Source organism: Bifidobacteriaceae bacterium, assembly GCA_031281585.1.
GTDB lineage: Bacteria > Actinomycetota > Actinomycetes > Actinomycetales > WQXJ01 > JAIRTF01.
This window is the reverse complement of the sequence record JAITFE010000120.1, coordinates 13,847-29,160: the sequence shown is the minus strand read 5'-3', so window position 1 is coordinate 29,160 and position 15,314 is coordinate 13,847. Positions and strand designations below refer to the sequence as shown.

19 protein-coding genes are annotated in these 15,314 nt (G+C 68.2%); 12 read left to right on the top strand and 7 right to left on the bottom strand.

Annotation, left to right across the window (positions count from 1 at the left end; all coding sequences use genetic code 11):
* The 4 genes from LBC97_13065 to LBC97_13050 all read right to left on the bottom strand — a co-directional run.
* The coding region (locus LBC97_13065) for an ABC transporter permease (GenBank protein ID MDR2566956.1) at positions 1-749 on the bottom strand (749 nt) is incomplete at its 3' end.
* A complete protein-coding gene (locus tag LBC97_13060; protein ID MDR2566955.1) occupies positions 746-1,504 on the bottom strand; it encodes an ATP-binding cassette domain-containing protein in 759 nt (252 codons plus the stop codon). The genes LBC97_13065 and LBC97_13060, both read right to left, overlap by 4 nt.
* Positions 1,494-1,853, bottom strand: a complete 360-nt coding sequence (locus tag LBC97_13055) for a DUF1048 domain-containing protein (protein MDR2566954.1) — start codon at positions 1,851-1,853, stop codon at positions 1,494-1,496. The genes LBC97_13060 and LBC97_13055 overlap by 11 nt, the downstream gene beginning before the upstream one ends.
* The gene (locus LBC97_13050) at positions 1,846-2,175 is read right to left on the bottom strand and encodes a PadR family transcriptional regulator (protein ID MDR2566953.1); all 330 of its coding nucleotides are present in this window, start codon (positions 2,173-2,175) and stop codon (positions 1,846-1,848) included. The genes LBC97_13055 and LBC97_13050 overlap by 8 nt, the downstream gene beginning before the upstream one ends.
* Positions 2,176-2,475: 300 nt before the next feature.
* On the opposite strand from LBC97_13050, the gene LBC97_13045 reads away from it, so the two are divergent.
* The 5 genes from LBC97_13045 (at position 2,476) to LBC97_13025 (ending at position 3,984) form a co-directional block, all read left to right on the top strand.
* Positions 2,476-2,739 (top strand): hypothetical protein, encoded by a 264-nt coding sequence (locus LBC97_13045; GenBank protein MDR2566952.1) that lies wholly within the window; start codon positions 2,476-2,478, stop codon positions 2,737-2,739.
* Positions 2,730-3,119 carry a PIN domain-containing protein gene (locus LBC97_13040; protein ID MDR2566951.1) on the top strand — a complete coding sequence of 130 codons (390 nt, stop codon included), beginning with the start codon at positions 2,730-2,732 and terminating at the stop codon, positions 3,117-3,119. The genes LBC97_13045 and LBC97_13040 overlap by 10 nt, the downstream gene beginning before the upstream one ends.
* A gap of 162 nt (positions 3,120-3,281) precedes the next feature.
* Positions 3,282-3,512 carry a DUF3791 domain-containing protein gene (locus LBC97_13035; GenBank protein MDR2566950.1) on the top strand — a complete coding sequence of 77 codons (231 nt, stop codon included), beginning with the start codon at positions 3,282-3,284 and terminating at the stop codon, positions 3,510-3,512.
* Positions 3,509-3,754 carry a DUF3990 domain-containing protein gene (locus LBC97_13030; GenBank protein MDR2566949.1) on the top strand — a complete coding sequence of 82 codons (246 nt, stop codon included), beginning with the start codon at positions 3,509-3,511 and terminating at the stop codon, positions 3,752-3,754. Before LBC97_13035 ends, LBC97_13030 begins: the two co-directional genes overlap by 4 nt.
* Entirely contained in the window at positions 3,751-3,984 is a 234-nt protein-coding gene (locus tag LBC97_13025; protein ID MDR2566948.1) for a hypothetical protein, read from the top strand. Before LBC97_13030 ends, LBC97_13025 begins: the two co-directional genes overlap by 4 nt.
* A gap of 45 nt (positions 3,985-4,029) precedes the next feature.
* Here the strand turns inward: LBC97_13025 and LBC97_13020 are convergent, their stop codons facing one another.
* The 3 genes from LBC97_13020 to LBC97_13010 all read right to left on the bottom strand — a co-directional run bounded on the left by LBC97_13020 (position 4,030) and on the right by LBC97_13010 (position 6,797).
* Positions 4,030-4,707 carry a hypothetical protein gene (locus LBC97_13020; protein ID MDR2566947.1) on the bottom strand — a complete coding sequence of 226 codons (678 nt, stop codon included), beginning with the start codon at positions 4,705-4,707 and terminating at the stop codon, positions 4,030-4,032.
* A gap of 296 nt (positions 4,708-5,003) precedes the next feature.
* A complete protein-coding gene (locus tag LBC97_13015) occupies positions 5,004-5,357 on the bottom strand; it encodes a hypothetical protein (GenBank protein MDR2566946.1) in 354 nt (117 codons plus the stop codon).
* Between the two features lie 159 nt (positions 5,358-5,516).
* Positions 5,517-6,797 carry a DUF4143 domain-containing protein gene (locus LBC97_13010; GenBank protein MDR2566945.1) on the bottom strand — a complete coding sequence of 427 codons (1,281 nt, stop codon included), beginning with the start codon at positions 6,795-6,797 and terminating at the stop codon, positions 5,517-5,519.
* Positions 6,798-7,185: 388 nt separating this feature from the next.
* Between LBC97_13010 and recR the strand changes: the two genes are divergently transcribed.
* The 7 genes from recR to LBC97_12975 all read left to right on the top strand — a co-directional run bounded on the left by recR (position 7,186) and on the right by LBC97_12975 (position 15,296).
* Complete coding sequence (gene recR, locus LBC97_13005) at positions 7,186-7,782, top strand: recombination mediator RecR (GenBank protein MDR2566944.1); 597 nt, start codon at positions 7,186-7,188, stop codon at positions 7,780-7,782.
* A 68-nt stretch (positions 7,783-7,850) separates the two neighbouring features.
* Positions 7,851-8,360 (top strand): O-acetyl-ADP-ribose deacetylase, encoded by a 510-nt coding sequence (locus LBC97_13000; GenBank protein ID MDR2566943.1) that lies wholly within the window; start codon positions 7,851-7,853, stop codon positions 8,358-8,360.
* A 292-nt stretch (positions 8,361-8,652) separates the two neighbouring features.
* Entirely contained in the window at positions 8,653-9,792 is a 1,140-nt protein-coding gene (locus tag LBC97_12995) for a hypothetical protein (GenBank protein ID MDR2566942.1), read from the top strand.
* Complete coding sequence (locus tag LBC97_12990; GenBank protein MDR2566941.1) at positions 9,789-11,915, top strand: AAA family ATPase; 2,127 nt, start codon at positions 9,789-9,791, stop codon at positions 11,913-11,915. The genes LBC97_12995 and LBC97_12990 overlap by 4 nt, the downstream gene beginning before the upstream one ends.
* Positions 11,912-12,589, top strand: coding sequence for an FHA domain-containing protein (locus tag LBC97_12985; protein MDR2566940.1), 678 nt, complete (start codon positions 11,912-11,914; stop codon positions 12,587-12,589). The genes LBC97_12990 and LBC97_12985 overlap by 4 nt, the downstream gene beginning before the upstream one ends.
* Entirely contained in the window at positions 12,586-13,611 is a 1,026-nt protein-coding gene (locus LBC97_12980; GenBank protein MDR2566939.1) for a protein phosphatase 2C domain-containing protein, read from the top strand. Before LBC97_12985 ends, LBC97_12980 begins: the two co-directional genes overlap by 4 nt.
* Positions 13,611-15,296, top strand: a complete 1,686-nt coding sequence (locus LBC97_12975; protein ID MDR2566938.1) for a protein kinase — start codon at positions 13,611-13,613, stop codon at positions 15,294-15,296. Before LBC97_12980 ends, LBC97_12975 begins: the two co-directional genes overlap by 1 nt.
* The last annotated feature ends 18 nt before the right edge of the window (positions 15,297-15,314 follow it).

The following is a 15,314-nucleotide window of genomic DNA, read 5'->3' as shown; positions in this document are numbered from 1 at the left end:
GCGCGGCGCTTGCCGCCCAGCGTTGCCAGGGCGGCGAACAGGATTGTGATCGCGGTCAGCCAGGCGAGGGCGATCAGGGTGGTCGTGGCGCTGCCGGCGCCCAGTTGGGCGTCTCTGATGGCGTCGATGATGGGGGTCATGGGCTGGTGGTCGGCGAAGGCGCGCAGTCCGGCCGGCATGGTGGACGTTGGCGCGAAGCCGGAGGAGACGAACAGCAACGCCATCGCCACGTAGGCGAACATGCCCGCGCCCTCGTTCGTCTTCGCCAGAAACCCGAAGGCCGTGCCCATGGTCGCGAACGCGACCAAGGCCGCCAGCACAAGGGCGATGGTTGCGGCCCAGCCCGCCGGGCCAGCTTGCGGCCGGTAGCCGGCCACGAGCGCTATGCCGAACAAGGCTGCCACCGAAACCGCGTTGGTCAGGATGGACGCGAGGATGTGGCCGCCGGTGATGGCCCAGCGCGCGATCGGCATTGTGCGGAAGCGGGCCTGGATGCCGCTGGCCACGTCCTGGTTGACCCGCCAGGCGGTGTAGGAGACGCCGGAGACCATGGCGAACAAGAGCACCACTGGCATGACAAAGTCGACGTAGCGCACCTCGCCGGTGTCCATGGCGCCGCCCAGCACAAAGACGAAGGCCAGCAGGATCATGACCGGCGTCACCAGGGTGGTGACAATCGTGTCGGGGGAGCGGAGATTGTGTTTGAGCACCCGCGCGGTCAGCGTGCGCGCGTCTTGGCCGGCGTTCACGCTGGCCCCTCTGCGGCGGCGCAAGTCTGGCCGGTGAGGATCAGAAAGGCGGTTTCCAGGTCCTCGGCCCCGCCGGCGGCGTCCAGCACCGCCTGGTGGCGGCCCGCCACCCTGATGGATCCGTCGTGGAGCAAGGCGATGGTGTCGGCAAGCCGGGCGGCCTCCTCCATGTATTGGGTCGTCAGCATGACCGTCACGCCGCCGGCCGCCATTTGCTTGACGGCGTCCCAGACTTCGCGGCGCCCCGCCGGGTCCAGGCCCGTGGTCGGCTCGTCCAGGAAAACCACCGCGGGTTCCCCGATCAGGCTCATCGCGATGTCGAGGCGGCGCTTCATGCCGCCGGAATAGGCGCTGGCGGGCTTGCGGACGGCATCGGCCAAACCAAAGCGTTCCGCAAGCCCCTCCGCCAATCGCCGTGGCCCGCCAACGTGGCGGAGTTTGGCGATCAGGACCAGGTTCTCCAAACCCGTGAGCACCGGGTCGACAGCCACGTTCTGGCCTGAGACCGTGATGGCCCGGCGCACCTTCGCGGCTTCGGCGACCACGTCGAATCCGGCCACCCGCGCGGTGCCGGAGTCCGGCCTGAGCAGCGTGGTCAAGATGGAGACGGTTGTCGTCTTGCCCGCGCCGTTCGCCCCGAGCAGGGCGAACACCGAACCGGCGGCCACGGCCAAGTCCAACCCTTTGAGCACTTCATGGGATCCGAACGCCTTGCGGAGCCCTTTGGCCTCGATGGCCAGGCCGTCAGGAGGCATCGGTCCGGTCCTCCCTGGCGAGCGCGGCCCGGATCCGGGCGTTCAACTCCTCGCCCTTCTTGCCCGTCCAGGTGGCCGCCTGCGATTCGGCCAGCACGTTGCCGGCGAAGGCGGCCACGTCGGGGCCAGTCACCTCCAGCACCGGCCGGCCGGCGGCGGCCCCCTCCTCGAACAGTTCGCGGATGCCGTAGAGCACCGGGATCATCTGCGCGTCCGCGGCGAAGTTCCACAGGTATTTCTCGATCAGCTTCATGACCGCGCGGTAATCCTCCGGCAGGGCCGCGACCCGGCGTTCGTGCGCGCGCCATTCCCGCTTCTCGCGGCGCACGCGCCGCAACCAATCAAGCATTGTCTTCCTCCCTCATGACGGCCAGGCGCGAAGAGACGAACTCCCAGCGCCGCCAGAACGACTCCAGAGCCTCCCGGCCGGCGCCGTTCAGCGTGTAGACCTTGCGCGGGGGGCCGGCTTCCGAACGCATCCGGGAGACCTCGACCAGTCCCCTGTTCTCCAGGCGCAGCAAGATGGGATAGACCGTGCCCTCCGACACGGATGAGAACCCGGCTTGGTTGAGCGACCGGACGATCTGGTATCCGTAGCCGCCACCGCGCGACAGGATGTGCAGCACGCATCCCTCCAGCACGCCTTTGAGCAACTCGGTCAAGTCGTCCAATGCCCTCTCCAATACCTTGTGTCGCCAAGTACTGGTACATCGTAACCCGAGGTACTGAAGGGCGCAAGCCCCTGTTAGGCAGCCGGCCTACAGGTCGACCGCCTACGATGCCGTCTACCCGCTCTTGGCCCCAGACCACCGGTTTGCCGCTGGCCACCTTGGACCCCCGCCTTCGCGACGCCGCGACCGCCGCAGGCGTGTCGGTGCTGGGCGGGTGACCGAACGGCATCGTGCGCCTGGTCTTGTTCGAACGGGCCGGAGTGCTTCACTGTCTTGGCTAGCGGTGTTACACTCGGCGACATGCCCACAACGTTGAAACGCCACATGGTTACCGAAGTGCCTTCGCTCAGTTCGGCTCTGTGCACGGCTCGAGTCGCGTGGCCGGACGAGAAGTCCGTTTCGCGGCTGATCGTCAAGCTGGCCGAACTGGGTGAGGAAAAGCTCAAGCAGGACCCCGACCTGGCGTTCGAGGCCCGGCGGGCGAAGCTTGAGGCCGACGCGGGGCGGTTTCCGTTCGAGGGCGGGCTGGCCCGCCTGGCCGAAATGCGCGAGGAATGGGATTGACGTCCTCCGGGCGCGCAGCCGTGGACGCGTCCGCCGCCATCGCGTGGCAGAACGTGGACGAGCCTTTCCACGGCGCCGCTGTTGAGCTGATCGCGGGGTGGCCCGAATTGGTGATGCACACCGTGAACTTGGCGGAAATGCTGGCGGGCATGGACAAGTCCGAGTGGGAAGGCCTGATCGAGGTCATGCGCGAGGACGGCTTCACGTTCCACCACACCACGGCGGAACAATTGGCCGAGGCTAAACGCGCCACGCGCCTCAAGATGCGCGACGCCTGCGTCATCGCTGTCGCCAAGGCGCAGGGCGCGCAGGCGGTCCTGAGCCTTGACTCGCGACTGATCCGGGCGGCCCGCGCCGAGGGCTTCGCCACCGGTCGATGACGAGGCCTCCCGGCCAGGGCAAGCATGGCTTGGGGGCACGCATTTTGGCCTATGGTCCGACGAATCGGCAACGCAGCCGACGCGCATCGCTCGCCGGCTCCGTCTTGGCATGAGGCAAGACGGGATCTGCGGGAGAGTCACGCGGCGCCATGGACTTGCCAGGTGCCTTTGGAGAGCGTCAGGGAGCGTGACGAGAACCTTCTGGTGGTTGCCGCAGTACAGGGATATGCGGCCCGCCATGCGATCCCCGGCGGGGAAGCGTTCGACTTGCTCCGGTCCAACGGCGTGTTGGCCATGATCCGCCACAACTACGCCACGCTGCACACCCAGGCGTTCTGGGAGAGCGCGGATTTCGCCGAGGACGTGATGCGCGTAAGGTCGCGGACAGAGTGAGGCTCGGCCACGGCAGCAATGTCGCCATCGACCAGATCGACTTGCGCGTGTCCAAGGACCGCCGCGACTTCGGTCGCGGTTTCTACACCACCGCGGCCACCATCACCCTGTATGTGGACGGTCTCATAGACACCCATGCCGCGATTCGACAATTGGCGTACTGCAGGGCGAACGACCAGGTCTCGTTCCATTCGCGCGCGGCGATCGCGCGGCCGACCTTGCTGGAGAGTATCAGCCTGTGACTATCACTAACAAAGGCAGGGAGTTATCCTCGCTGATCGCCATCAAGACTGAGAAGACCGCAACGGAGATAGCCGTGCCCGGGGGCCTTGGTTTCGACACCGCGCTGCGGGCGTTCCTGGGGTCGCGCGCCTACCGCAACCTGTTGAACCCGGAAACCCTGACGTGGGGAGAGAACGCGGCTTACATCGCCGACGAGTATCAGCGCGAGTCGTCGGCACCGACCCGCTGAATGCTGAGCGTATTTCGGTGCCCGGTCTGCAAGAGCCGCTGCCTATCACCAACCTGCGGGACGGGTGGCTTCGGCCGATTCTTGGATCTGCGCGAGCAGTTGACCATACCAGGCCGCTTCGTCGCGGCTGAGCTTGTCGATGCCCCGGTTGCCGTCGAAGCCGGGAACGTCAAACCCGATCGAAGGTGCCGCCTGATCGCTTGGCCCGGATTCGTCCCATACTGGGCAACTCGTCAAGAGTTTGTTCAATTCCTCGGCAGTTATGTCTTTGGGAAGCGTCAGCGTTGGGCGGGTCGCGTAATCGTCGGCAACCGGGTCAATCGGGTCCTTTGTGGACGGGAAGCCGTTAGCGCGGGCACATTCCGCCCATCGCAGCGATGCCTCCACAATCGCTTCCTTATCCGCCAGTTCGCGCCTCGGATCGGCGATTCTGCTTGGGTCAGTGTAGCCGCTTGACTCATAGCACTGCTCGAATTCTTTGGACATGTCGACTCCATCGACAATCAGCTTGTATTCTTGGCGTCGGTCTTTTGAAAGCTCATCCAAAGCGGCTTCTGCCTGTTGCTCCAGTTCCGGCGTTGCAAGCAGGCCTTTTGTGTAACCGCCGTAACCATCGGGCGTCTTCCAAACAACGGTTGCCACGCTCTCGGAGACGAAGTCGGCTACCAGGCGCTGATCGCCTTCCATGGGGGCGACATCTGCAGCGACGCCCGCTTCGGTCATGCACGCAGCGAACTCTCTAGCTTGGGCCTGTTGGGCAGCCAGGCCGACCGCATCGCCGGGTTCGTGGGCGCGTTGGCCTTGACCACTGCAGGCCCCGAGCGTTGAAACCGCGACTAACGCCAAAATGAGCGACAGCTGAGGTCTGGCGACGGCCCGGTTCGCCCCATTACTCATATCAAGTCCTCCCAACGGCTCGACCGGGGCGGGAACTAGCCGCCAGGCCTCGACGGATGTTTTTCGCCGGGTCAAGCGCTGGCCTCAGTTGAGGAGCGACTCGACCCGGCGAATTAGGGCACCTATCTGTGGGCGACAGTGTATCGCGCGGTGGGATTGCTCGTAAAAGGAACCTTGGGCCACCATCCGGTGTAGTACCAGGTCCCGGTGGTCGTGAACCACTGGGTACTCGGATCAGCAGCGAGATCTCTTACCAACGTTCCTTGGACTTTGGAATCGCTGTTGATCGTGGTGCACTTGGCCTTGGCACGCCACTCGGCGGCGAACGTTGTCTGGCGGGAGTCAGTCTTTGCTTCGCAATTCGCGCCGATGAGGGCCGTTGCCGTGCTAGCGGGGTTTGCGCCACCGGTGAGTATGGCTGCGCCAAAGGCCAATGCCGGAATGAATAGGATCGACAGCTTTTTGATTCGGGTCATGTTTCCCGGTCCCTCCTGTTGTTGGGCGGGGGCCTCGAGGTGCCATTCTGCGCCGAAGCCCGCTGAGTCGCTCAGGATGCGGCTGACTCGCACGATACACAGCCGGGGGGGTGTCAAATCGCCGCCGCACCGACAGGAGGTTGGGGGGCGGACGACTATTCAGGGGCGCAGTGCCCTCAACGGGCAGGTGATGGTGCCGTCGCCCATGACATAGGTTTGGCCGGTTCCGGTCACGATTAGACGGAACGCGGGCTCCCCGGCCGCCACAGGGTCGATTTGCGCCACCGCACGGGCCAACGACTCTGCGGCGGGCGGCGCCTGGCCGCCGCCAAGCTTAACCTCGACGGCCGCCCATCGGCCGTCCGGCAGCGCCACAACGGCGTCGATCTCATGCCCGTTGGAGTCGCGGTAATGACGCACTTCGCCCCCCAGCAACTCTGCGAACACGCTGAGATCGTGGAAAACAGCGCTCTCGAAGAGCAGGCCGACTGTCGCGGGGTCGCGCTGCAGCCGCTCGCGGCCCGCGCCCAAAGCGGCGGCGGCCAACGCGGGATCGGCCAGATGCACCTTGGCCGACCTGCGAAGACGCGCCCGGGAGCGGAGACGGGGCGTCCAGGCCGGTTGGGTCTCGACCACAAAAAGGCGCTCCAGCAAGCGGACATATTCGGCCGCCGTCTCAGGCTTGATCGATGGCGAAACCTCGCCCACATCTGCGGCGAGGGTGGTGTAGGAGACCTCCGACGCGACCGACCGGGCGACGGCCGCGATCACGCGCGCCACCACCGCCGGTTCCCTTCGCCCGTCGGCCAGCCTTGGCACATCAGCGCGCGCGACCTCATCAATGTAGGCCCTGAGCAGCCTGAAGGCGCGTTCGGGCGCCAGTGTGGTCATCGCGGGAAACCCGGGGCGCAACAGTTGTTCCACCACATCTTGGTAGGTCATTGCGTCCGATAGATCCGCGCGGGGCAGGCCGTTGTTGAACAAGCCGGTCAAGCTAACTCCGGCCGGCGCGTGTGGGACCGATTTCTCCGCCCAAGTCGAAGTGCGTTCCCTGAGGCGCAGAATGCGGCCGGCTCCAGTGTGCCGTGTCGCGTCGTCTGCGGGAACGGCGGAACCGGTGAGCAAGAACAACCCTTTTCGGGGAGCCGCGTCAACACGGCGGCGTACTAGGTTCCACAAATCGGGGGCAAGCTGCCATTCGTCCAGGAGCCGTGGACTGGCGCCGTCCAGGACCGCTGCCGGGGAGATCGCGGCTATCTGGGCCGTTGCGGGATCATCCAGGAAGGCGTAGGACGATGCCGCGTTCATGGCCGTCATGGTCTTGCCGCAAGCTCGCGGCCCTTCGATCAGCACGGCTCCGGAGGTCGACAGCGCCTCCGTTACCAGGGGGTCGATGACCCGCGGTCGGTAGGAGTGTCCCAGTACTGCTTTGGTGTCCACCCCGCAATACTAACGCGAAGGAGGGAATCGCAGGGGTCTGAGGGGGAGATTTGCATGGGTTTCGAGGGGAGATTTGCAGGCAGGTTAGGGGGATGATGGCAGGGATTTTAGGGGGATGATTGCAGGGGTTTCGGGGGGATAGTTGCAGCTGCCGCAGGGGCCGTTTGCGAGATTGGCGAAGCGCGAGCGCGGAGACAGCGCGGCGGAACGCCGCAGCAGGGAGTCGCGCTATGGCCGCCTCCCGGGGAAAGCGCGGCCGGGCCGGGCGGCGGAACGGTGGCCGGACGGCATCGGGCAAATGGCGGCCCAAAGGCGCGAACGCCCGGGCCGGCGTGTGCCCTGGCCGCGAACAATCCCCGCGTCGCGGGGCCGGGACCGCTAGGGTGGCCTGGTGTTCAGCGGCGCCTTGCAGGATTTGGTGGATGAGCTGGCGTCGTTGCCGGGGGTTGGGCCGAAGGGCGCCAGCCGAATCGCGTTCCACATCCTCAACGCCCCGGCCGAAGACGTGGAGCGGCTGGTCGGCGCCTTGGGCGCGGTCAAAGAGAAGGTGCGGCTGTGCGAGCGGTGCTTCAACATCGCGGAGCAGCCGCTCTGCGCGGTCTGCCAGGATCCGCGCCGCGACCAGGCGGTCATCTGCGTTGTGTCCGAGCCCAAAGACGTCATCGCGATCGAGCGGACCAGGGAGTACCGGGGGCTGTACCACGTGCTCGGCGGGGCGATCAGCCCCATCCGGGGGATTGGTCCGGACGACCTGCACATCCGCGAACTGCTGGCGCGGCTGGGCGCCGAACCCGTTGGGGAGGTGATCGTGGCGACCGACCCGAATATCGAGGGCGAGGCGACCGCCACCTACCTGGCCCGGGCCCTGAGGGCGCTGGAGATACCGGTCACCCGGCTCGCCTCCGGCCTGCCGGTGGGCGGCGACCTGGAATACGCCGACGAGGTCACGTTGTCCCGCGCGCTTGAGGGCCGCCGCAGCCTGTGACCCGCGGTCAGGCCAGCGGGCCAGGCCGGGTGGAGGCTGGTGCCGCCCGTGGCTGGAAGGATTGGCCTGTGCGAATCGAACTGACTCAGGGCGACATCACTCGTCAGGCGGTGGACGCCATTGTGAACGCGGCGAACTCGGCGCTCCTCGGGGGAGGCGGCGTCGATGGCGCTATCCACCGCGCCGCCGGGCCGGCGTTGCTGGCGGAATGCGAAGAGCTGCGGCGCACCAGGCTGCCGGACGGCCTGCCGGTGGGCCAGGCCGTCGCCACGGGCGCCGGCGGGTTGCCCTGCCGCTGGGTTATCCACACCGTGGGCCCGAATCGCCACGCGGGCGAAACCGACCCGGCGCTGCTGCGAAGCTGCTTCGCGGAGTCTTTGCGGGTCGCCGACCAGTTGGGCGCCCGGTCGGTCGCGTTTCCGGCCGTCAGCGCCGGTGTCTACGGCTGGGCCGCCGATGCCGTCGCGCGGGCCGCCCAAGAAGCCCTCACGGAGACGGAAACGGACGTTGAGCTTGTCCGGTTCGTCCTTTTCAGCGCGCCGGTCTTGGCGGCGTTTGAGCAGGTCTTCCCCGCCTGAACGCCAAGCGGACGGGTCGCCGTCCGGCGCCGGGGCGCGCGCCGGAACTCGCGTGCCTATGGCCGCAGGCGCTCAAGGCCGTCCGCGCCTCGCGAGCGGTTGCGGCAGCCGGCGGGCTCGGCTTGGCGGCTCCCCGGCCGTCACGGTCAGCGCCGCCTGGACGGGGGCGGCGTGGCACGGGAGGATGGACCTGTGAGGCCCGCCCTGGCCGGGGCGGGGCGGCGCCGGACTGGTTGGAAACGAGACGGAGGTCCTTGTAGATGCGGCGAACTTGGCCGGTTTGGGCGGGCCTGTGAGCGGTCCCAAAGGCTACGGGTATGTGGTCAGCGCGAAGGAATTGGACCGGCGCCGCGAAGCCAAGGCGCGCGAGGCCTCCTGCGCGGCCCATTTGAGCGCGCTGGCGCGGCTCGCCGCCCAGCTTGAGCGTTACGGCGCGGACGCCTCAGTGGCCCAACCAGTGCGCAAGGACAGCATGTCCGTCGAGGCCTGGGAGAAAGATCTGAGCGACGCAGTTGGCCAAGCCCGCGAAACCCTCCGGCTTGAGTCCGCCAAGGTCATCCAAGCCCGGCTCGCGGCCGCAGACGGGAGCCGAGACGACCAAGACTCCCACGGCCAAGTTGACGCTGCGGCCAATGCCAGTCGGCCTCCGGCCGATCACGCGGCCGCCCGCCTGACCGCCGAATTGGAGAAAGTCGCCCGGTTTGCCGCGGCCATCCGCGACCCGTCCGCCCGCGACCGCCTGGCGGACCTCGCCGTCAAGATCGCGGAGACGACTTCGCCGAAACAGGCGCAGGCCGATCTGCTCACGCTGAAGACCAGGGTCGCCAAGGCGCTTCGCGCCCAGGATTGCCAAGACCTGGCGGAGCAGGCGGTGCGGGTGATCGCCCACATCGACACCCCCGAAGCCGCGAGGATCCGCGCCCAGGCCGCGGCCGCCGGGTCGGTTCAGGAAGTCGCGGCTGTCCGCGAGGCGGCCGGGATGCTCGCCCGCTCCCTCCGGGAACAGGAGGAAGCCGCCTACGTCATTGAGGCCTTGACCGGCGCGTTGGCGGACCTGGGCTTCACTTTGGACGGCGGCTTCGAATCGGTGGCGCCAAACCAGGCGGCGGCCGTCGCAGACCATGCCGACCACCCCGGTTACGGCCTGCGGGTCGAAGTTGACGCTGAAGAGGCGAAGGTCCTGACCCGCGTCGTGGCGGAACGGGAGACAACCCCCGAGCAGGACGCCCGCGCCGAAGAGGAGACGTGCGCCAAGGTGGCGGCGCTCGCCGACCAGTTGCGGAGTCGGGGCGTCGACATGGCGCTCGCCTTTGAGCACGCCCCCGGTGCGGTCGCCGTTCCGAAGGCCGCACGGGCGGCGCCCAATTCGGCCGCCCGCCGCCGGCGCCGCCAAGCCCAAGCGCGTCGCCAAGTCAACAGGAGGGCCACATGAGCCAGCCAGTTCCGCCCAGTCCGTGGGACCAACCGCCATCGCCCGATGCCGCCGCGCCTCCCAGCCCGCCCACCGCCTCCAGCCCGGTTTCGTCCGGCACCCCGCTCGGAAGTGACCCGCCGGCCGCGTTAGGCGACGGCGAGGGGTCGGCGCGGGCACATGGGGAGACGGCATTGGGCGATGGCTCGGCGGACGGAGTCACGCCGGGGTGGCTCCGGCCAGGCGAGAAGGCCACGCCCTTGTGGCTGCGGACGTTCTACGCCTCGCTGCCGGTGACCGCTGTCACCGTGATCCACGGCGGGGTCCACGACCTGCACCCAATCCCGGTTGGGGGCGCGCTCAGGCCCGCGACCACGGCGAACGCGATCTGGCAGGTGCTGAGCGAGGCGGGGTTCGCGGCGCTGCTGACGTTCGACCCGTTGAATGGCCTGGTGATCCGCAGGGTGGCGGCGGGCCGCGAGCATGCGGAGATCCGCAAGGCGCTCGCCCGGCGAACCAAGCCGGGGCTGGTGGACAAGCTCCTGCGGACGCCCGCCGAACGGGCGATCGAGGCGTCAAACGACCCGAACTCGGCGGAGATCAGCTTCATGGGGATGGACGCGATCGCGGAGGCGGTCGCCTCGATCGAGGATCCCGCAATGGCGTTGGCGATCGACTACACCTCCCAAATGCGCGAGGACGCCGGGCCGACGGACCAGGGGTTCAAACAGCTCATGCTGGCCTCGCTCATGCTGGCGGACGCGCACGCCCTGTTCAACGACCAGCCGATCCGGTTCGCGTGGCCGGGCCGGGCCGCCTTCCAGCGCCATCCCGTGATCTGGCTGGTGGACCGGCCAGACGACCTGCCGCCTTGGCTGACCAGGGGTGACGGGATCTGGCAGATCGCCATCAGCCAGCCGGACGTCGACACCCGCCTGCGGGTGGCCGACCTGTTGATCGCGGATCAGGTCGCCCCCGAACAGCGGCCGGAGGTGGCGCAGCGGTTCGCGGACGCGACGGAGGGGTTCACCACCCGGGGCATGTTTGAGGCGGTCAAATTGGCGGCCGGGACCAATTCGGTGGCGCAGGACATTGAGGGCGCTGTGCGCACCTACCGGGAAGGACTGCGGGAAAACCCGTGGCAGTCGCAACGTCTGCGCGAACAGTTGGCGGATGGAGCGGCGGTGCTCCGCCGGCGGGTTCGCGGCCAGGACGAGGCGGTGGGCCGGGTGCTTGACATCCTCAAGCGGTCCGCCTTGGGCCTGACCAACGCGCACCAGCGAAAACCCTCCACCGCCCCACGTGGAGTGCTGTACTTCGCCGGTCCGACCGGGGTCGGCAAGACCGAGATGGTCAAGGCGATCACCGAGTTGGTGTTCGCGGACGAACGGGCCATGGTTCGTTTCGACATGACCGAGTTTCAGGACGACCATGCCAAGATTCGGCTGGTCGGGGCGCCCCCCAGCTATGTGGGATACGGTTCGGGCGGCGAGCTCACGAACGCGATCATGGAGCGGCCCCACTCGATAGTCCTGTTCGATGAGATGGACAAAGCCGGCCGCGAGGTTTACGACCTGTTCCTGCAGATTCTGTCCGACGGCCGGTTAACCGACGGCTCGGGCCGCACGGCGCTGTTCAACGAGGCGCTGATCGTGTTCACGTCCAACCAAGGTGTGGCCGCCTCCGGCGACCTGCTCAAGTTAGATCTGACCGACCCGGAGCAGGCCGCCGTCTACGACGCCAGGATTCTTCACGCCGTCCAACGGCATTTCCGTGAAACGCTTGGGCGTCCGGAGCTGTTGGGCCGTCTGGGCGACAACATTGTGGTGTTCCGGCCCATGCGCGGCCAGGTCGCGTTGGACCTGGCCAGCCAGTTCATCGACACCATTCTCTCCAGCACCCGCATCCGGGTTGGCAACCAGGTCACCATCACTGACGCGGCGCGCGCGCAGTTGATCGCGGCGGTCACCGGCGATGAAGACTTGGCCGCCGGGGGCAGGGGCATAACCAGCGCCCTGGAACGGCGCCTGACCAACCCGTTGGGCCGGGTCCTGTTCGGGATTGGACCCGACCAGCCGGTCACGGTCCGGGCTCTGGGCGTTGACCGGGCGGGCGAGCCGGCCGTGGAGGTGGACTTGCGGTGAGCGGGACATTCACTTGCCCGCTGTGCAAGCAGGAGCATCCCGAGGGGACAGACTGGTGTGACGAACTGCTGGTGGAAATCCCGCCGCCCGCACCGCCCCGGCCGCCTGATGGGGGCGCCGGAGACGCCCACGAAAACGGCGGCGAGGGAAGCGCCTGGGACGGCGAAGGCGACGGCCGCTCGCGGAGCCCCGGTGAGGGCGCAGGCCGCAGGGGGCGTGGGGGAGGCTACCTCGACGAGGACCGGGCCGACCAGGGCGAGAGCGGCGGAGAAAACGGCCACGGCGAAAGCGGCGCCTGCGGCGGGCGCGGCGGCAAGCCGATATCCGCGCTAGCGGCGTTGACGCTGCCATCAGGTGAAACGGTGGCACTGCGGAGGGGCGTGGTGGTCGAGGTCGGGAGGCTCAGCCCCGTGCCCCAGATCCGGGAGGGCCTGGAGCCGTTCGACTCCGTGTCGCGTCGGCACTGCCGCCTGGTGGTGGACAAACAGGGCGACCGGGTGACGGTCTGGGACGCCGGATCCTCCAACGGCACCTGGTTAGACGGTGAGGAATGCGGCCAGGGGCAAGACGCCGCCCGCGTGGCTTCGTTGCCCGCGCAGCTGCGTTTGGGCCAGCACTTGGCGCTGAGGGTTGCCGTTCAGGACGGGACGGGCACCGAATTGGAGGAAACATGAGCGGGAAGCCGAATTGCGAGCTCGGATCAGCCAAACCGACTGTGATGGTCGACGTGGGCGCCTGCACCGACGTGGGACCCGGGCGCGCCCAGAACCAGGACGCGGTCGTGGTCCCTGGGGCCGTGGGGCTGGGGCCGCGGGGGAGTGTGGCGTGGAGCGGCCAAGTGCCGCCAGCCGGTGTGACCACGGCCGTGGTGGACGGTATGGGCGGCCATGCGGGCGGCGCCGAGGCCGCCGCGATGGTGGCTGCCGCCCTGGTGACGGTGCGTCCGGCGCATCCCGGAGGAACCCTTGATGGAGATGACGGCCTGGACCCGAACGCCGAATGGGCCGTCCGCTACTCAGGCGCGCAAGTGTTCACGGACGCGGCCTGGTGCGGCTCCACCACGGTGGAAGACACCCTCGCGGCCGCTTGGAAGGCATGGTTCGAAGGCCTCTCGGCCAGAGTGCAGGCCGCAGGCGAAGCCCTGGGCACACCGGAGATGGGCGCCACGACAGCCGTCCTGGGCGTGACCGAGCGCGGCGTGACGGTGGTCAACGTGGGCGACTGCCGGGTCTATTGGCTCAACCACGGACGGCTGGGACCGCTCAGCACCGACGACAGGACCGGGGACCCGCGTTCCTCCACCGTCACCCAGGCGATCGGCGGCTCCAAGCGGATCGACCCGCACTTCTACCCGATCGCCCCGCACCCGCCCGGCTCCACCCGGTTCGTGTTGTGTTCGGACGGCGTCTGGGGGGCGCTCGACCAAGGCGCGCTGAGGGATCTGAGCGCGGCGGGAGGGAGGCCGGAGCAGGTGGCAGAGGCGATTGTGCAAGGGGCGTGCCGGGCTGGGGCGAGAGACAACTGTTCGGCGGTGGTGGCGGACGTGCACGTGGGTCCGCCGGAGCTGGGACAGCCGGGATTGGGCGGGGAGGACATCGCCGCGGGGGCGGCCTTCCCGGTCCCGGCCGAACAGCCGCCCGCGAGGCAAACCCGCAGATGGGCGTGGGGAACCCGGACAAGAGGAGACGAGCTCTGATGCCCGGCGAGCCCAACGCCGACACCGCCCAACCGACCAGGCGGGAGCCCCCGGGCCAGGGGCGGGCAAGGGAAAGCCAGGGGCGGAGCGACGGGAGCGGGCGGGCGGACAATCCGACCAGGGTGGACGGGTCAGAGCGGGGAGACGGGCCAGCGCGGGCGGAGGCCGTCACCCGCCGGGAGCCGAACAGCCGGGTGCCGCAGGCCAAGCGGCTGAGCCTGCCCGTCCCCCTCGGCGAGCGGTACGAATACTTGGGCGACCTGCGGGCGTCAGGCGGCGAGGCGGACATCGCGCTGCTGGTGGACCGGCAGACCGGCGAAGAGGTCATCCTTAAGTGGTACCGCGCGGGTCTGACACCCGATCCGTTCGCCATGCGCCTTCTCCAGTCGGCGGACCCGGAGCACATTGTGCGGCTGATCGACTTCCACGACGCGGCGGACGGCACCTGGGAGCTCCAAGAGCGCTGCCGACTGGGCTCCCTGCGGGAATGGGTGGAGGCTCAAGGCGGCCGGCTCCCGGACGGCCTCTTGGCCGCAGCGGTCGAACAAATCGCAAACGCGCTGGACTACCTGCATTCCCTGGGGCAGGGCATTGCGCACCGCGACCTCAAACCGAGCAACGTGCTGGTCCGGTCAGCGGACCCGCTGGACCTGGTGCTAGCGGACTTCGGCTTGGCGCGTGCCCAACAAGCGGTCACCCATGTGACCACCACCGTGAAGGGAACCTGGCATTACGCCGCGCCCGAGGTCTACACACAGAAGTCCTCGCAGAAATCGGACTGGTTTTCGCTGGGCGCAATGGTCTACGAGTTTTACACCGGCCGCCAATTGTTCGCCTTGGCGGACGGTTCGCCGGTCACCGAAGAAGACGCCAGGTCCAGGTGCCAAGATGGCGACTATTCGACCGAATTGGTCGGGGACAACAGGTGGCGGCTGCTCTGCGACGGCCTGTTGACCTGGGAACGGGAAGACCGCTGGGGCCAGGAGGAGGTGACCGCTTGGCTGCGGGGCGAATCGCCGGAAGTGGCTTCGCCGGGCAGGGCGGCCGCGGGTCTGGCCGGGGACGGAGCGGGCGAGGGCGTGGCGGCGGGCGGCCCTGCCCGCAGCAGATTTCGCCCCAGTTGGAGCCCGGCGGTGATCCAGACCGGTCCGGAGTTGGCGCGCCAACTCCGCCTTCATGCGGAAGACGCCGCCAACGCGCTGGCCGGCCGTCCCGACGAGAAGCTGATCGCGTTCCTGCGACACCTTCCCGGCGGCGCGGAGGCCGCACGGGTTGTGAGTTCCGGCGAGGGCGCGGGGGCAAAGATCATCCGCCTTCAGGCGTTTTTGGACCCCGAAGGACCGCTTACGTTTGGCGGCGCGGTCTTGGACCGGAACACTTTGGACAAGCGGGTCAAAGCGGCCGCGAAAGGCGACGGCGGGGCCCTCGATTGGCTCGAGGCGGTCCTCGCGGAAGGCGTTCTGACCGCGTATGCCGAGGCCTTGGGGGCGCAAGAGTTGGCGACTGCTGATTATTGGCTGAGCAAATGGAAAGACCAGGCCGATTCGGCGATCGCCCCCTTGCCGGGCAACCTTGCGCAGGTGGGCCGCCGGGCTTGGCGGGACGCTCTGCCCGAATTGTTCTTGGAAGCGCTGCGCCGGGCCGAACTGGAAAACGAGGGCAGCCCGGCGCGGCCGCAGGCCTGACGGAACCAGGACGGCAGC